This window comes from Advenella sp. (genome assembly GCF_052108595.1).
Taxonomy (GTDB): Bacteria; Pseudomonadota; Gammaproteobacteria; order Burkholderiales; family Burkholderiaceae_B; genus Advenella.
Map to the genome: position 1 here is coordinate 1 of NZ_JBQEAU010000033.1, position 16,936 is coordinate 16,936.

At 54.7% G+C, this 16,936-nt stretch carries 11 protein-coding genes and 1 tRNA gene; 11 read left to right on the forward strand and 1 reads right to left on the reverse strand.

Annotated features, from left to right (window positions below; all coding sequences use genetic code 11):
• Positions 1–153: 153 nt before the first annotated feature.
• The 10 genes from ACTIKR_RS07960 (at position 154) to serA (ending at position 13,622) form a co-directional block, all read left to right on the forward strand.
• A tRNA-Trp gene (locus tag ACTIKR_RS07960) sits at positions 154–229 on the forward strand.
• Positions 230–263: 34 nt separating this feature from the next.
• Positions 264–644: a preprotein translocase subunit SecE gene (gene secE / locus ACTIKR_RS07965; RefSeq protein ID WP_193087909.1), complete on the forward strand. Its 381-nt coding sequence runs from the start codon at positions 264–266 to the stop codon at positions 642–644.
• A 10-nt stretch (positions 645–654) separates the two neighbouring features.
• The gene (nusG, locus tag ACTIKR_RS07970) at positions 655–1,188 is read left to right on the forward strand and encodes a transcription termination/antitermination protein NusG (protein ID WP_014752667.1); all 534 of its coding nucleotides are present in this window, start codon (positions 655–657) and stop codon (positions 1,186–1,188) included.
• Between the two features lie 65 nt (positions 1,189–1,253).
• Positions 1,254–1,688 (forward strand): 50S ribosomal protein L11, encoded by a 435-nt coding sequence (gene rplK, locus ACTIKR_RS07975; protein WP_193087908.1) that lies wholly within the window; start codon positions 1,254–1,256, stop codon positions 1,686–1,688.
• Positions 1,688–2,383: a 50S ribosomal protein L1 gene (rplA, locus tag ACTIKR_RS07980; RefSeq protein WP_193087907.1), complete on the forward strand. Its 696-nt coding sequence runs from the start codon at positions 1,688–1,690 to the stop codon at positions 2,381–2,383. The genes rplK and rplA overlap by 1 nt, the downstream gene beginning before the upstream one ends.
• Positions 2,384–2,625: 242 nt before the next feature.
• Positions 2,626–3,150, forward strand: coding sequence for a 50S ribosomal protein L10 (gene rplJ, locus ACTIKR_RS07985; protein ID WP_193087906.1), 525 nt, complete (start codon positions 2,626–2,628; stop codon positions 3,148–3,150).
• A 77-nt stretch (positions 3,151–3,227) separates the two neighbouring features.
• Positions 3,228–3,608, forward strand: a complete 381-nt coding sequence (gene rplL, locus ACTIKR_RS07990; RefSeq protein ID WP_014752663.1) for a 50S ribosomal protein L7/L12 — start codon at positions 3,228–3,230, stop codon at positions 3,606–3,608.
• A gap of 186 nt (positions 3,609–3,794) precedes the next feature.
• Positions 3,795–7,910, forward strand: a complete 4,116-nt coding sequence (rpoB, locus tag ACTIKR_RS07995; protein WP_193087905.1) for a DNA-directed RNA polymerase subunit beta — start codon at positions 3,795–3,797, stop codon at positions 7,908–7,910.
• A complete protein-coding gene (rpoC, locus tag ACTIKR_RS08000) occupies positions 7,907–12,157 on the forward strand; it encodes a DNA-directed RNA polymerase subunit beta' (protein ID WP_193087904.1) in 4,251 nt (1,416 codons plus the stop codon). Before rpoB ends, rpoC begins: the two co-directional genes overlap by 4 nt.
• A 235-nt stretch (positions 12,158–12,392) precedes the next feature.
• Positions 12,393–13,622, forward strand: coding sequence for a phosphoglycerate dehydrogenase (gene serA / locus ACTIKR_RS08005; protein WP_193087903.1), 1,230 nt, complete (start codon positions 12,393–12,395; stop codon positions 13,620–13,622).
• A gap of 225 nt (positions 13,623–13,847) precedes the next feature.
• Here serA and ACTIKR_RS08010 read toward each other — a convergent pair whose 3' ends face one another.
• The gene (locus ACTIKR_RS08010) at positions 13,848–14,999 is read right to left on the reverse strand and encodes a PQQ-dependent sugar dehydrogenase (RefSeq protein WP_442327590.1); all 1,152 of its coding nucleotides are present in this window, start codon (positions 14,997–14,999) and stop codon (positions 13,848–13,850) included.
• A 536-nt stretch (positions 15,000–15,535) separates the two neighbouring features.
• Here ACTIKR_RS08010 and ACTIKR_RS08015 point away from each other — a divergent pair.
• Entirely contained in the window at positions 15,536–16,921 is a 1,386-nt protein-coding gene (locus ACTIKR_RS08015) for an amidase (protein WP_442327576.1), read from the forward strand.
• Positions 16,922–16,936: the final 15 nt, after the last annotated feature.

A 16,936-nucleotide genomic window follows, 5' to 3' on the forward strand; every position in this document is an offset into this window, starting at 1 on the left:
CGCGAAGGTGGCCGTACCGTCGGCGCCGGCGTGGTTGCCAAAATTACGAAGTAATTGCAGTAATCGCCATTGCAGTACAACGCGGTGCCTGGGTAGTGTATAGTAGTACATGCACTACCCTCCGCTTCTGAACCGCGCAGAAGACAGGTTTACAGGGGTATAGCTCAATTGGCAGAGCGTCGGTCTCCAAAACCGAAGGTTGTAGGTTCGATTCCTACTGCCCCTGCCACCCATTTGTGGGGCTGTAAACAGCTCAATTTAACATGTCAAATAGCAGTGTAGAAACCGTAACAACACCGTCAGACAAGTATAAGATCGTACTGGCGGTGGTAATTATTGCCGCCGGCATTTTTGCGTATTCATATTTTTCCGATATGAATATCTATGCGCGTGTCGGCATGTTTGTCGGTAGTCTGGTTGTTGCTGCTTTGATTTTCTGGTTCAGCGAGTCAGGCCGTCGCTCAGTCGATTTTGCGACCGGGGCCTATTCGGAGCTCAAGCGGGTGGTTTGGCCAACACGTGCCGAAACCATCCAAATGACCGGAATCGTATTTGCCTTTGTCATTGTCATGGCCATTTTCCTCTGGCTTGTTGACAAACTGATTGAATGGATCATCTACGGCGTGTTTTTAGGCTGGAATTAAAGGACAGGCGATGAGTAAACGTTGGTACGTTGTGCATGTCTTTTCTGGCATGGAAAAAAGTGTTCATAAGGCCCTGCTTGAGCGTATCGAGCGGGCTGGCCTGCAGACCTCATTTGGGCGCATTCTGGTTCCTTCCGAGGAAGTGATCGAAATGCGTGGCGGGCAAAAAGCCATTACTGAACGTCGGATCTTTCCTGGCTATGTGCTGGTTGAAATGGATCTGACAGACGAAACCTGGCATCTGGTCAAAAACACCAATCGTGTGACTGGGTTCCTGGGTGGATCGGGCAATCGTCCGGCGCCTATCTCTGAAAAAGAAGTGGAAAAAATTCTTTCTCAGATCGAAGAAGGCGTTGAGAAGCCCCGTCCGAAAATCCTCTTTGAAGTGGGCGAAATGCTGCGCGTCAAGGAAGGTCCGTTTGCCGATTTCAATGGCAACGTGGAAGAAGTCAATTACGAGAAAAGCAAGGTGCGTGTCAATGTGACCATTTTTGGTCGTGCCACCCCTGTTGAGCTGGATTTCAGCCAGGTCGAAAAAACCTGAGCGGTTCTTTTTCATTAACCCCGGGGAGCAGGACAAGCTGCGATTGAACCCGTAAGGAGCATAGCATGGCGAAGAAAATCGTCGGCTTTATTAAACTGCAGGTACCTGCAGGGAAAGCCAACCCATCACCCCCAATCGGTCCTGCGCTGGGTCAGCGCGGCCTGAATATCATGGAATTTTGCAAGGCCTTCAATGCCAAAACCCAAGGCATGGAACCCGGTCTGCCAATTCCTGTTGTAATTACTGCGTTTGCTGATAAATCTTTCACATTTATCATGAAAACGCCGCCGGCTACGATTCTGATCAAGAAAGCCACCGGTGTCCAGAAAGGTTCAGCACGTCCGCACGCGGACAAAGTTGGCACGCTGACACGTGCTCAGGCTGAAGAAATCGCAAAAACAAAAGAACCTGACCTGACCGCTGCCGATCTTGACGCAGCAGTACGTACGATTGCCGGCAGTGCCCGCAGCATGGGTATTACGGTTGAAGGAGTGAACTAATGGCTAAAGTATCCAAACGCGCGGCGGCTATTGCTTCCAAAATCGATCGTAACAAGCTGTACCCTGTTGCACAAGCCCTGACACTGGTCAAGGAAACAGCAACTGCCAAGTTCGATGAGTCTATCGACGTGGCCGTTCAGCTGGGTATTGATCCCAAGAAATCCGACCAACTGGTTCGCGGCTCTGTTGTGCTGCCTGCTGGCACCGGTAAATCCGTTCGTGTGGCTGTATTTGCCCAGGGCGAGAAAGCCGAAGCCGCCAAGGCTGCCGGCGCCGATATCGTTGGCATGGAAGACCTGGCAGACCAGATCAAGGCTGGCCAGTTCAACTTTGATATCGTGATTGCGTCTCCTGACACAATGCGTATTGTCGGTACCCTGGGTCAGATCCTGGGCCCACGTGGCCTGATGCCTAACCCTAAAGTAGGCACCGTGACGCCAGACGTCGTAACGGCAGTGAAAAACGCCAAGGCCGGTCAGGTTCAGTACCGTACCGACAAGGCAGGTATCATTCACGCCACGATCGGTCGCGCATCTTTCGACATCGACAAGCTTCAGTCAAACCTGGCTGCACTGGTTGACGCCCTGAACAAAGCCCGTCCGGCTACGTCAAAAGGCGTTTACCTGCGTAAGCTGGCCGTTTCATCCACAATGGGTGGCGGAGCGAAAATCGAGGTTGCCTCTCTGGCAGCCTGATAACAGAACTTTGGGCTGTGCCTGATCGCGCATCAGGCATTGCTGTCAAAGACCGCTGGAGCGGCCTGCTCGTCACTCTGTGATGTCCCAGGCTGCTTAAAACCGGAGTAATTTATCCGGATCCTGCGTAGACGGCGTCCCATGGAAGAATTCTTAGCAGAGCTCGACCAGAGGTACGCCGCATATGGTTGACGCAATTGGGAACTGTTCCCAGCCGCGTCTTTAGATGGAGTGTTCAAACCGTGAGTCTCAATCGTAATGAGAAAGCGGCAGTAATCGAGGAAGTATCCGCTCAGGTAGCGAATGCACAATCCATTATTGTTGCTGAGTACCGTGGTATTGACGTTGCTTCTGTCACCGTATTGCGCAAATCTGCACGTGAATCAGGTGTTTATCTGCGTGTTCTGAAGAACACGCTGGCCCGTCGCGCGATCAATGGCACGCCTTTCGAAGGCTTGTCCGATCAACTGACTGGTCCATTGATCTATGCAATCAGTGAAGATCCTGTTTCTGCATCAAAGGTACTTTCTACATTCGCTAAAACGAATGACAAGATCGTACTCAAAGGTGGTGCCCTTCCAGGCAGCATCCTTGATACCAACGGCGTCAAAGCCCTGGCCACCATGCCTTCTCGCGAAGAGCTGTTGTCCAAACTGTTGGGTACCATGCAGGCACCTGTTACACAATTTGTGCGTACGCTTAATGAAGTTCCAACCAAATTCGTTCGTGGCCTTGCTGCCGTGCGCGATCAGAAGGAAGCCGCTTAAGGCGCCCGTTGGTTCTTTCTTAAAGACTAAGCGATACAAAACCCTGGCAATTATTTAAATTTATTCGGAGTTCTAAAATGGCTTTAAACAAAGCAGAAATCCTCGACGCTATCGCCGGCATGACTGTGCTGGAACTGTCTGAGCTGATCAAAGAAATGGAAGAAAAATTCGGCGTGTCAGCTGCTGCTGCCGCTGTTGCTGTTGCTGCTCCTGCAGCCGGTGGCGAAGCTGCTGCTGCCGCTGAACAAACTGAGTTCACAGTCGTTCTGACTGAAACCGGTGCTCAGAAAGTGAACGTCATTAAAGCCGTTCGCGAACTGACAGGTCTTGGCCTGAAAGAAGCGAAAGATCTGGTTGACGGTGCACCAAAACCAGTTAAAGAAGGCGTTTCCAAAGCTGAAGCTGAAGAAGCGAAGAAAAAACTTGAAGACGCTGGCGCTAAAGCTGAACTCAAGTAATCATCTAACGATGATACCCGGAGTGGCTTTAGCCACCTCCGGGTTTTTGCGTTTCTAGGAAAGACGACCTTTTCACTGTCTTGTTGGCAGAATAAATTGAAAGAAGGCGTTTTTCGTGGAGTCGTAAAACCCCATGGATTATGGACAACCCCATAATTCTTACAACCCTCTCGAGTCGGAGTGCTCATGCCTTACTCGTACACAGAACGAAAGCGTATCCGTAAAAGCTTCGCAAAACGCGAAGATGTCCAGGACGTACCTTATCTGTTAGCTACACAATTACATTCCTACCGTACTTTTCTGCAACAGTCGGTTTTTTCAAGCCAGCGCAAGGACGAAGGTCTGCAGGCGGCGTTTAAATCCATTTTCCCTATCGTCAGCCACAATGGCATGGCGAGGCTGGAGTTCGACAGCTATATGCTGGGCGAGCCGGTGTTTGATGTCAAAGAGTGTCAGTTGCGTGGACTGACCTTTGCCTCACCACTGCGTGCCAAAGTCAAATTGGTTCTGATGGACCGTGAAGTCAGCAAACCTACCGTCAAAGAGATCAAGGAACAGGAAGTCTACATGGGTGAAATTCCCCTGATGACTGACACCGGTTCTTTCGTGATCAACGGTACTGAGCGTGTAATCGTATCACAACTGCATCGTTCTCCCGGCGTGTTCTTTGAACACGATCGCGGTAAAACGCACAGCTCGGGCAAATTGTTGTTTTCTGCCCGCGTTATCCCTTACCGTGGCTCATGGCTTGACTTTGAGTTCGATCCGAAGGACGTGCTGTTCTTCCGTATCGACCGTCGCCGCAAGATGCCCGTGACCATCCTGCTCAAGGCCATTGGCCTGACACCGGAAACCATTCTGGCGCATTTCTACGAATTTGATAATTTTGATATCAAATCCGAAGGCGCGCTGATGCAGATGGTGCCTGAGCGGTGGAAGGGCGAGGTAGCCCGTTTCGATATTACCGACAAGAACGGCACTGTGCTGGTCGAAAAAGACAAGCGTATCAACAGCAAGCACCTGCGCGAACTGGCAAACGCCAAGATCGAACGCATTTCTGTGCCTGAAGACTATCTGGTTGGTCGTGTGCTGGCCAAGAATGTGATCAGTGCGGACACCGGCGAAGTGATTGCCAATGCCAATGATGAGATCACCGAGTCCCTGCTGGCCAAGATCCGTGATGCGAATGTGCATGAAATCCAGACCCTTTTCACCAATGAACTGGATCGTGGCGCGTTTATTTCACTGACCCTGCGCACCGATGAAACGGCAGACCAGATGGCTGCCCGCGTAGCGATCTATCGCATGATGCGTCCTGGTGAGCCGCCGACCGAAGAAGCGGTCGAGGCACTGTTCCAGCGTCTGTTCTATAGCGAAGAGTCTTACGATCTGTCCCGCGTGGGCCGGATGAAAGTTAACAGCCGTCTGGGCCGTGGTGACGATATCACCGGTCCGATGACACTGACCGACGAAGACATTCTGGAAACCATCAAGGTGCTGGTTGCGCTGCGTAACGGCCAGGGCGTAATCGACGACATCGATCACCTGGGTAACCGTCGCGTGCGTTGTGTGGGCGAACTGGCAGAGAACCAGTTCCGTGCCGGTCTGGTGCGCGTCGAGCGTGCAGTCAAAGAACGTCTGGGTCAGGCCGAGGCCGATAACCTGATGCCGCACGATCTGATCAACTCCAAGCCTATTTCGGCAGCGATCAAGGAGTTCTTCGGTTCAAGCCAGCTGTCGCAGTTCATGGACCAGACCAATCCGCTGTCCGAAATTACCCACAAGCGTCGTGTTTCTGCATTGGGCCCTGGTGGTCTGACGCGTGAACGTGCCGGTTTCGAGGTGCGGGACGTGCATCCGACGCACTATGGTCGTGTATGCCCGATCGAAACGCCCGAGGGTCCGAACATCGGTCTGATTAACTCCATGGCGCTGTATGCCCGTCTGAATGACTATGGCTTCCTGGAAACACCTTACCGCAAGATTATCGATGGCAAGGTCAGTGACCAGATCGAGTATCTGTCGGCCATTGAGGAAAGCAACTATGTGATCGCCCAGGCCAATGCGGTGCTGGATGCAGAAGGTCGCTTCCAGGATGACCTGATCGCCTGCCGTGAAGCCGGTGAAACCATGCTGACTGCACCTGAAAATGTGCACTACATGGACGTGGCGCCATCGCAGATCGTTTCCGTGGCGGCCTCGCTGATTCCGTTCCTTGAACACGATGATGCGAACCGGGCGCTGATGGGCGCCAACATGCAACGTCAGGCTGTCCCTTGCCTGCGTCCTGAAAAACCACTGGTTGGTACTGGTATTGAACGTACCGTGGCGGTTGACTCGGGCACGACAGTGCAGGCAACACGGGGTGGTATCGTTGATCATGTTGATGCCGATCGCGTCGTGATCCGGGTCAATGACGACGAGAACCAGGCGGGTGAAGTCGGTGTGGATATCTACAACCTGATCAAGTACACGCGTTCCAACCAGAACACCAACATCAACCAGCGTCCTATCGTCAGACGTGGTGATCACGTTGCCCGTGGCGATGTGCTGGCCGATGGTGCGTCGACCGATCTGGGCGAACTGGCCCTGGGTCAGAACATGCTGATCGCGTTCATGCCATGGAACGGCTATAACTTCGAGGATTCGATCCTGATCTCCGAAAAAGTTGTGGCCGACGACCGTTATACGTCTATCCATATCGAAGAGCTGACCGTCGTTGCCCGTGATACCAAACTCGGTAACGAGGAAATCACACGCGACATCAGCAACCTGGCAGAAACCCAGCTGAACCGTCTTGACGAGTCTGGTATTGTGCATATTGGTGCAGAAGTGCGCGCCGATGACGTACTGGTCGGTAAAGTCACGCCAAAAGGCGAGACCCAGCTGACACCGGAAGAAAAACTGCTGCGTGCGATTTTCGGTGAAAAAGCCTCTGACGTAAAAGACACCTCGCTGCGCGTGCCTTCAGGCATGGTCGGCACCGTGATCGACGTTCAGGTCTTTACGCGTGAAGGCGTTCCCCGCGACAAGCGTGCCGAGGCCATCATCAATGATGAGCTGAGCCGCTACCGTCAGGATCTGAATGACCAGTTGCGTATTGTTGAGAACGACACCTTCGATCGTATCCGCAAGCTGCTGATCGGCAAGACTGTCAACGGCGGCCCGAACCGTCTGCCAAAAGGCTCGGTCATTACCGAAGAATATCTGGACGGCGTAGAGCGCTGGCATTGGTTCGATATCCGTCTGTCTGACGAAGGCGCCGCAGTGGCCCTGGAACAGACCAAGGAATCGGTCGAGCAGAAACGCCATGAGTTTGATCTGGCCTTCGAAGAGAAGCGCAAGAAACTGACGCAGGGCGATGAACTGCCACCGGGCGTGCTCAAGATGATCAAGGTCTATCTGGCCGTGAAACGTCGTCTGCAGCCAGGTGACAAAATGGCCGGCCGTCACGGTAACAAAGGTGTGGTATCGCGTATTACACCTGTGGAAGATATGCCTCACATGGCTGATGGTACTCCTGCCGACATCGTGTTGAACCCGCTGGGTGTGCCATCACGGATGAACGTGGGTCAGGTGCTTGAAGTGCATCTGGGCTGGGCTGCCAAGGGTGTGGGCCACCGGATTGCCGACCTCATGAAAGATGAGCGTACGGTCCAGGTTGGACAGATCCGCGAATACTTGAACAAGGTGTACAACACCACCGGCGCCAAGGCACAGATTGATACCCTGACCGATGACCAGATCATCGAAATGGCACGCAATCTGCAAAACGGCGTGCCGCTGGCAACGCCGGTATTTGACGGCGCCACCGAGGAAGAAATTACCAGTATGCTGGAACTGGCCTATCCTGACGATGTGAAAGCGCATCTGCAACTGACAGACTCTCGCACCCAGGCTTACCTGTTCGACGGTCGTACGGGCGAGCGCTTTGAGCGTCCCGTTACTATCGGCTACATGCATTACCTGAAACTGCATCACCTGGTCGACGACAAGATGCATGCACGTTCTACTGGTCCGTACTCTCTCGTTACGCAGCAGCCATTGGGCGGTAAAGCCCAGTTTGGTGGCCAGCGCTTCGGTGAGATGGAGGTGTGGGCACTTGAGGCCTATGGTGCTTCGTATACGCTGCAGGAAATGCTGACCGTTAAATCGGATGACATTGCTGGCCGTACCAAAGTGTATGAGAACATTGTTAAGGGCGATCACGTCATCGACGCAGGTATGCCTGAGTCGTTCAACGTGCTGGTGAAAGAGATTCGTTCTCTGTCACTGGACATGGATTTGGAGCGTAAAGAATGAAGGGATTACTAGGTTTATTCAAACAGATTTCCCCGGATGAGCAGTTCGATGCCATCAAGATTGGGATTGCCTCTCCTGAAAAAATCCGTTCATGGTCCTATGGCGAAGTCAAAAAGCCAGAAACCATCAACTATCGGACATTCAAGCCGGAACGTGATGGTTTGTTCTGCGCCAAAATCTTTGGCCCGATCAAGGATTACGAATGTCTTTGCGGTAAATACAAGCGCCTGAAACATCGTGGCGTGATCTGCGAAAAATGCGGCGTTGAAGTAACTGTGACCAAAGTGCGTCGTGAACGCATGGGTCACATTGAACTGGCCAGCCCGGTTGCGCACATCTGGTTCTTGAAAAGCCTGCCATCCCGTCTGGGTATGGTGCTGGACATGACCCTGCGTGATATCGAACGCGTACTGTACTTTGAAGCATGGTGCGTGATCGAGCCAGGCATGACGCCGCTCAAGCGCGGTCAGATCATGTCCGACGACGATTTCCTGGCCAAGACCGAAGAGTACGGCGACGACTTCACGGCCCTGATGGGTGCGGAAGCCGTGCGGGAACTGCTGCGCACGATCGATATCGATCGCGAGGCGGAGTCTTTGCGCGCCGAACTGAAGGCAACCAGCTCCGATGCCAAGATTAAAAAGATCTCCAAGCGTCTGAAAGTGATTGAAGGCTTCCAGAAATCGGGTATCAAACCGGACTGGATGGTCATGGAAGTGCTGCCCGTGCTGCCGCCGGACTTGCGTCCGTTGGTGCCATTGGATGGCGGCCGCTTTGCGACCTCTGACCTGAATGACCTGTACCGTCGCGTGATCAACCGTAATAACCGGCTCAAGCGTCTGATCGAACTGAAGGCACCAGACATCATTCTGCGTAATGAAAAACGGATGCTGCAGGAATCGGTTGACTCGCTGCTGGATAACGGTCGTCGCGGCAAAGCAATGACCGGCGCCAACAAGCGTCAGCTCAAGTCCCTGGCCGATATGATCAAGGGTAAAAGCGGTCGGTTCCGTCAGAATCTGCTGGGTAAGCGCGTGGACTACTCTGGTCGTTCCGTGATCGTGGTGGGCCCGCAGCTCAAACTGCACCAATGCGGTCTGCCCAAGCTGATGGCGCTGGAACTGTTCAAGCCGTTTATTTTCAACCGTCTTGAGATTATGGGTCTGGCGACCACGATCAAGGCCGCGAAAAAACTGGTTGAAGCTCATGAGCCTGTGGTCTGGGATATCCTGGAAGAAGTGATTCGCGAACACCCTGTCATGCTCAACCGTGCGCCTACGCTGCACCGTCTGGGTATTCAGGCATTCGAACCGGTCCTCATCGAAGGTAAGGCGATTCAGCTGCACCCGCTGGTGTGTGCTGCCTTTAACGCCGACTTTGACGGTGACCAGATGGCTGTTCACGTGCCCCTGTCGCTCGAAGCACAGCTGGAAGCCCGCACTCTGATGCTGGCCTCCAACAACATCCTGTTTCCTGCCAGCGGCGAGCCTTCCATCGTACCTTCCCAGGATATCGTGCTGGGTCTGTACTACGCGACCCGTGAACGTATCAATGGCAAGGGCGAAGGTCTGTTCTTTGCCGATCTGGCAGAGCTGATTCGTGCCTATGACAACAGTGAAGTCGAGCTGCAGTCACGCGTGACTGTGCGTCTGAACGAATATGAAAAAGACGACCAGGGCGAATGGCAGCCTGTACTGCGCCGCTTTGAGACGACCGTTGGCCGTGCGATCCTGTCGGAAATTCTGCCTAACGGGCTGCCATTCAGCGTGCTGAACCGTGCCCTGAAGAAGAAAGAAATTTCGCGCCTGATCAACCAGTCGTTCCGTCGCTGTGGTCTGCGCGATACCGTGATTTTTGCCGATAAGCTGATGCAGTCCGGTTTCCGTCTGGCCACCCGTGGTGGTATTTCAATTGCCATGGGCGATATGGTTATCCCGACTGTGAAGGAAGAAATTCTGACGCAGGCCAGCAATGAAGTCAAAGAGATCGACAAGCAATATTCGTCAGGTCTGGTGACTTCGCAGGAACGGTATAACAACGTGGTCGACATCTGGGGCAAGGCCGGTGATAAAGTGGGCAAGGCCATGATGGAACAACTGGCGACAGAGCCGGTTGTAACCCGTCTGGGCGAAAATGCCCGCCAGGAATCGTTCAACTCCATTTACATGATGGCCGACTCCGGCGCCCGTGGTTCAGCAGCGCAGATTCGTCAGCTGGCCGGTATGCGTGGCCTGATGGCCAAGCCTGATGGCTCGATCATTGAAACGCCCATTACCGCCAACTTCCGTGAAGGTCTGAACGTACTGCAGTACTTCATCTCCACCCACGGTGCACGTAAAGGTCTGGCCGATACCGCGCTGAAAACGGCGAACTCCGGTTACCTGACTCGTCGTCTGGTTGATGTGACCCAGGATCTGGTCATCACTGAAACCGATTGCGGCACAAGCAACGGCTATCTGATGAAAGCCCTGGTTGAAGGCGGTGAGGTTATCGAACCGTTGCATGACCGTATTCTGGGTCGTGTAGCGGCTGCCGATATCGTTAATCCTGATACACAGGAAACGGCGATTGCTGCCGGCACCCTGCTGGATGAAGATGCGGTAGAGCTGATCGATCGCATTGGCGTGGATGAAGTCAAGATCCGCACACCGCTGACCTGCGAAACCCGTCATGGGCTTTGCGCACACTGCTATGGCCGTGACCTGGGTCGCGGCAATATGGTCAACACCGGTGAAGCCGTGGGTGTTATTGCTGCCCAGTCTATTGGTGAACCGGGTACCCAGCTGACCATGCGTACGTTCCACATTGGTGGTGCGGCCTCACGTGCAGCCATGGCCTCTTCGGTTGAGACCAAGTCTGCCGGTACGGTTGGCTTTGCCGGTTCCATGCGGTATGTGACCAATGCGAAGGGCGAGCGTGTGGCCATTTCCCGTTCCGGTGAAATCGTGATTTTCGACGATAGCAACCGTGAACGTGAACGTCACAAGATTCCTTATGGCGCAACCGTGCTGGTGGGCGATAACGATACCGTGAAAGCCGGTACACGCCTGGCTTCATGGGATCCGTTGACCCGTCCGATCGTGTCCGAATACTCGGGTGAGGTCCGCTTCGAGAATATCGAAGAGGGTCAGACCGTTGCCAGACAGGTTGATGATGTAACCGGTCTGTCCACGCTGGTGGTCATTACACCGAAATCACGCGGCGGTAAAACGCTGATGCGTCCTCAGATCAAGCTGATCAACGAGGCCGGTGAAGAGGTGAAAATTGCTGGTACCGACCACTCCGTGAATATTTCATTCCCGGTTGGCGCACTGATTACCGTGCGTGACGGACAGCAGGTCAATATTGGTGAGATTCTGGCTCGTATTCCACAAGAATCACAGAAAACCCGCGATATTACCGGCGGTCTGCCTCGTGTGGCCGAGCTATTCGAAGCCCGTTCGCCGAAAGACGCCGGTATGCTGGCAGATGTCACAGGAACTGTGTCGTTTGGTAAGGATACCAAGGGTAAACAGCGTCTGGTCATTACCGAGACCGATGGTACGGTGCATGAGTTCCTGATTCCGAAAGAGAAACAGGTGCTGGTACACGACGGCCAGGTGGTCAACCAGGGTGAGATGATTGTGGACGGTCCGGCTGATCCTCACGATATTCTGCGTCTGCAGGGCATTGAGAAGCTGGCGATCTACATCGTCAACGAAGTTCAGGACGTGTACCGTCTGCAGGGCGTGAAGATCAATGACAAGCACATTGAAGTGATCGTGCGTCAGATGCTGCGTCGTGTGAACATCGTGGATGCGGGCGATACCTCGTTCATCACAGGTGAACAGGTTGAACGTGCCGAATTGCTCAACGAGAATGATCGTGTGGTTGCCGACAACAAGATTCCGGCGACCTACGATAATATCCTGCTGGGTATCACCAAGGCATCGCTGTCTACCGACTCGTTCATCTCTGCGGCTTCCTTCCAGGAAACCACAAGGGTGCTGACCGAAGCGGCCATCATGGGTAAACGTGATGATCTGCGCGGTCTGAAAGAAAACGTGATCGTGGGACGTCTGATTCCTGCCGGTACCGGTATGTCTTTCCACCTGGCCCGCAAGGCCAAAGAGGAAAGCGAACGTGCCGAACGCGCTGCCGTGCGTGCCCAGGAGAATCCTTTCGAGGAGTCTGCTCCGGTTACGCTGGACAATGTGTTTGCACCTTTGGGTACCAACACCGACGAAGAGCCGCCTGCTGCCGAATAAGCGGATAGGTCATCTGTTGTCATCCCGGCTTCGGCCGGGATACCGAAGCGCCTTGCAGCTGTCACGCAAGGCGCTTTTTTTTCATGCAGGCAATTCATGTCCACATGAAAAAATTAACCTCTGTTTAAGTAAGCAAGCAGTACATTTGAACTGTTCGGTGGCTTTGCAAGACGCCACCAGCACATTTCGATACAATAAATCTCCCCCACATCCTACTGTCTAAGCGAAGAAACCCATGGAAAAAGTGTCCCTTGATAAGAACAAGATCAAAATTGTATTGCTCGAAGGTGTTCATCAGAATGCGCTGGATGTGCTGCATGCATCGGGCTACAGCAATATTGATTACCACAAGAAAGCATTGGAAGGCGATCAGCTCAAACAAGCCGTTGCCGATGCACATTTCGTAGGGATCCGCTCGCGCACCCAACTGAGTGCAGACGTGTTGCAGTCGGCCAGGAAACTGGTCGGTGTTGGCTGTTTCTGTATCGGCACCAACCAGGTGGACCTGCAGGCGGCCAAAAAGCTGGGTATTCCGGTCTTTAACGCACCCTTTTCCAATACCCGGTCTGTCGCCGAACTGGTCCTGGCCGAACTTATTTTGCTGATGCGCCGCGTGCCTGCCGCCAATGCCGAAGTACACCGCGGTGAATGGGTCAAATCGGCAGCGGGCAGCCATGAAGTGCGGGGCAAGAAGCTGGGGATCATCGGTTATGGCCACATTGGCACACAGTTGTCGGTCCTGGCCGAGGCGCTGGGCATGGAAATCTATTTCTATGATGTCGAAAGCAAGCTGCCGCTGGGCAATGCCCGCGCCGTCAGTTCGCTTACAGATCTGCTGAATATTGCAGATGTGGTTTCGTTGCACGTTCCGGAAAATGCCAGCACCAAGAACCTGATGAGCGCAGAACGCATTGCGCAAATGAAGGTGGGCGCGCATCTTATCAATGCGTCGCGCGGTACGGTAGTCGATATCGAGGCACTGGCCCTGGCGCTTGAAGAAAAACGCCTGGCCGGCGCGGCCATTGACGTCTTTCCGTCAGAGCCCAAGTCGAACAATGAAGAGTTCGTTTCACCGTTGCGCAAGTTCGATAACGTGATCCTGACGCCGCATATCGGTGGTTCCACTTCCGAAGCCCAGGAGAATATTGGCATCGAAGTGGCCAGCAAGCTGGTCAAATACTCTGACAATGGGTCTACGCTGTCTGCCGTGAACTTCCCAGAGGTATCGCTGCCAGAGAACAAGAGCGCCCGTCGCTTTCTGCATATTCACGAGAACCGTCCTGGCGTGCTCACGGCAATCAACCAGGTGTTTCAGCAGGATGGGGTCAATATTGTTGGTCAGTACCTGCAGACTGATCCGCAAAATGGCTATGTGGTCATCGATGTGGAAACGCCTGAGGTGGACAAGGCGCTGGAGCAGCTCAAGGCGATCGCCGGTACCATCAAGGCGCGCGTTCTGTATTGATCCTGCAGTAGCAGACAATTGAAGGCAATGAGTCAGGCCCGCCGCAGCGCAATGTTGTGGCGGGCCTGGTTTTTTTCAGACAAGGGCAGACGGACTCTATGTGGGGCAACGGCCCGATTGCGCTCCACTAGCGTTATTGCGCTCTGAGCTGGCGCGGCGCGGCAGTCATGCCAGCGTGATCAATGTGCCGGCCGCTGCTGCCTGGCCCGCAGACGGCAGCCCGGTTTAGTTTTGCAAGCCGAGGCGAATCAGCTTGCCGTCGCCGGTGTCGGTCAGGACATAGACGTAGCCATCGGGACCCACTTTCACATCGCGAATGCGTTCGCCTTCGAAGATCACCTGCTCATCCTTGAGGGTGGCGCCATCCACTTTCAGGTTTAGCAGGCGTTGCTGCGCCAGCGCGCCAATAAACACCGACTGCTTCCATGGCGCAAAACGGTCGTGGTCGTAAAAGGCCATGCCGCTGATTGCCGGTGAGACTTTCCAGGCGTAAATGGGTTGGGTTAGCCCGGCGCCATCGGTGCCTTTGGCTTCGGGAATCGGCAAGCCGGAGTAATTGATGCCATAGGTGGCCAGCGGCCAGCCATAGTTCTTGGCGGGTTCGGGAATATTGACTTCATCTCCGCCGCGCGGGCCATGCTCATTGGTCCACAATGCGCCAGTCCATGGATTGAGGGCAGCGCCCTGCTGATTGCGATGTCCGTAAGACCAGATCTCGGGGCGCACGCCCTGTTTGCCCACGAATGGATTGTCTTGGGGAATGCGTCCGTCAGGGAACAGCCGCACAATCTTGCCTTGCAACTTATCCAGGTCCTGGGAAGTAGGGCGTTGGTCGTTCTCGCCCAGCGCAATGAACATGTAGCCCTTGCGATCGAAAATGATGCGTGAGCCGAAATGGTTACCCACAGACAGCTTGGGCTCCTGGCGGAAAACGACTTTGAAATTTTCCAGCCTGGTGTTGTCCTCGGACAGACGGCCGAAGCCGACGGCCGTGCCCGCTTTACCGTCTTTGCCTTCTTCGGCATAGCTCAGATAAATATGACGGGTTTTGGCAAAATCCGGAGCCAGGACGACATCGAGCAAACCGCCCTGACCGTTGGTCCAGACCTTGGGACTGCCGCTGATCACAACCGGTTTGTCACTGCCCTGTTTCCAGTAATTGAGATGGCCGCTGCGCTCGGTAATGAGCATGCCGGCATCGTTCGGCAAAAAGGCCATCGACCAGGGATGCTCCAGCCCCTTAAGAAGCGTTTCGGTAGTGACGTTCTGGGCAACGGGTGCTTTGTCCCCCGGCGACATGATGGTCGTCTGTGCCTGTGCCGTGGCCACATGCACACCGCTGACTGCTACGGCAGTCATCAATAGACTGGCGAGCATGCTGCGCGACAGCAGGCGGCTGGCGGGCTGGGGCGCGAACGACAAGGGGAGGGACGGTAAGCGCGACGTAGCGGGAACGGCTGGATTCATGCTGAGCTCCTTGGCAGGGTGAAAATGGGTGCCCCGGCTGGCGACTGCGATGCAGCGGCGCAATGCCAGGGACATGCATGAGACAGATACAGTTTGAAGATGACAATTGGCTGAATGACAAAGATGATTAGAATATAAACGAATATGCGTGCAACTGGCAGAAGATGGTTATGAGGATTGAAAATCGATGTGGTGTATGAGCAGGCTGGCATACACTGAAGCGGTCAGACTGCGTCGGGAAAAAGGGACGATGTCAGGGCTGGGGCAGTACCAGGAAAGCGAACTTGGGCGTGTCGGAAGCTGCGGCAGAATTACGCTTGGAGCGTGCGCGTAAAGCGTAGCGTCAAAGCCAGATTCAACAAAAGCGCACACGCGATGGCATGGTTATTGCTTTGGCTATAGTGACTCTATTGATTATTACGATTCTACGCAGGCGAACAAACCCCATGGAACATTACGCTTTTTCCACCGTCGCCAGACTGGCCAGCCAACTGAGCCGGCAAGGTGTGACTTCGGAGTTGCTAACGACGTTTTTTCTCAGGCGTATTGAAAAATACAATCCAATGCTCAATGCCTTTGTGGCCGTATTTGGCGAGCAGGCGATCCGGGATGCGAAGGCCTCCGATGCCAGGCGAGCGGCCGGGCAGTCCTTGGGGCTGCTTGACGGCATTCCCGTGGCGGTCAAGGATCTGATTGATGTTGCCGGTACGGTGACCACCGGGGGATCTGCCGTACACGACGGTCAGGCCAGTAGCCAGACGGCGGCGCTGGCGCAACGATTGAAGGCGCAGGGCGCGATTGTGATCGGCAAGACCCAAACGGTTGAATTTGCCTTTGGCGGCTGGGGCACCAATGCGCATCTGGGAACGCCACTTAACCCCTGGGACGCCAATCGCGCCCGTGCGCCGGGCGGCTCTTCCAGCGGTTCGGCGGTCGCTGTGGCTGCCGGTCTGGTGCCCTGCGCCATTGGCACGGATACAGGCGGCTCGGTGCGGATCCCCGCGGCTTTCTGCAGTCTGACGGGTTTGAAAATGACCGCCGGACAGACGGATATGAGCGGCATTCTGCCCCTGGCGCCCATGCTCGATAGCGTTGGGCCGATTACGCATACCGCCGATGACGCCGCCATTGTGTACCGGGCGCTCACCTGTGCACCGGGCGAGGTGCTGGATGAGTCGTGCCATCGGCTGCTGGATGACGGCAGTGGGCTGGATGGCATGACACTGGGCGTCATGCCGGACGAGCAATACGATACGGATGTGCAGCGTTCCGTGCGGCTGGGCGTGCGCGACATGGTGCGCATGGCCGAAATGGCCGGGGCCAATATTGTGCGGGAGCGGCCGCCGCTATCGTTTAACACGGTTTTTGAGCAAAGCGGGCTGCTGATGGCGGCGTGCGCCTGGCGTTTGCATGGCGCCCTGGTGCAGGACCACGATGCGCCTATGGACCCGTTTGTACGCAGGCGGATGCTTGCCGGTCAGGCGGTTTCACAAACGCAATATGAAGAGCTGCTGGCGCAGCATCAGGCTGCCATTGGTATATGGCAGGCCTGGATGACGGACAAGGATGCATTCATGATCCCCACGGTGCCCGCGATTGCGCCGTTACTGGCGGACGTGGATGAAGCCGCGAGCCCGGCATTCTTTACGCGTCTTGCCAATTGGACCGGCGGCTGTGCACTGGCGTTGCCGGCCGGCTTTGACCCGAGCAACATGCCGGTGAGTGCGCAACTTGTGGGCAAGCGGCAAGACGAGCGCCGGCTGTTGCAGATCGGCAGCGTGATTCAGTCACTGACCGCCTGGCATTCCTATTCGCCAACCCTCCCTGGGTAGGCGCAGCTGCAATGT

Excerpts from the sequence above, each read along its gene's own strand:
- ACTIKR_RS08010 (WP_442327590.1), bottom strand. The coding sequence starts at position 14,999 with ATGCTCGCCAGTCTATTGATGACTGCCGTAGCAGTCAGCGGTGTGCAT.
- ACTIKR_RS08015 (WP_442327576.1), top strand. The coding sequence starts at position 15,536 with ATGGAACATTACGCTTTTTCCACCGTCGCCAGACTGGCCAGCCAACTG.
- rpoC (WP_193087904.1), top strand. The coding sequence starts at position 7,907 with ATGAAGGGATTACTAGGTTTATTCAAACAGATTTCCCCGGATGAGCAG.
- secE (WP_193087909.1), top strand. The coding sequence starts at position 264 with ATGTCAAATAGCAGTGTAGAAACCGTAACAACACCGTCAGACAAGTAT.
- rplL (WP_014752663.1), top strand. The coding sequence starts at position 3,228 with ATGGCTTTAAACAAAGCAGAAATCCTCGACGCTATCGCCGGCATGACT.
- serA (WP_193087903.1), top strand. The coding sequence starts at position 12,393 with ATGGAAAAAGTGTCCCTTGATAAGAACAAGATCAAAATTGTATTGCTC.
- nusG (WP_014752667.1), top strand. The coding sequence starts at position 655 with ATGAGTAAACGTTGGTACGTTGTGCATGTCTTTTCTGGCATGGAAAAA.
- rplA (WP_193087907.1), top strand. The coding sequence starts at position 1,688 with ATGGCTAAAGTATCCAAACGCGCGGCGGCTATTGCTTCCAAAATCGAT.
- rplK (WP_193087908.1), top strand. The coding sequence starts at position 1,254 with ATGGCGAAGAAAATCGTCGGCTTTATTAAACTGCAGGTACCTGCAGGG.
- rpoB (WP_193087905.1), top strand. The coding sequence starts at position 3,795 with ATGCCTTACTCGTACACAGAACGAAAGCGTATCCGTAAAAGCTTCGCA.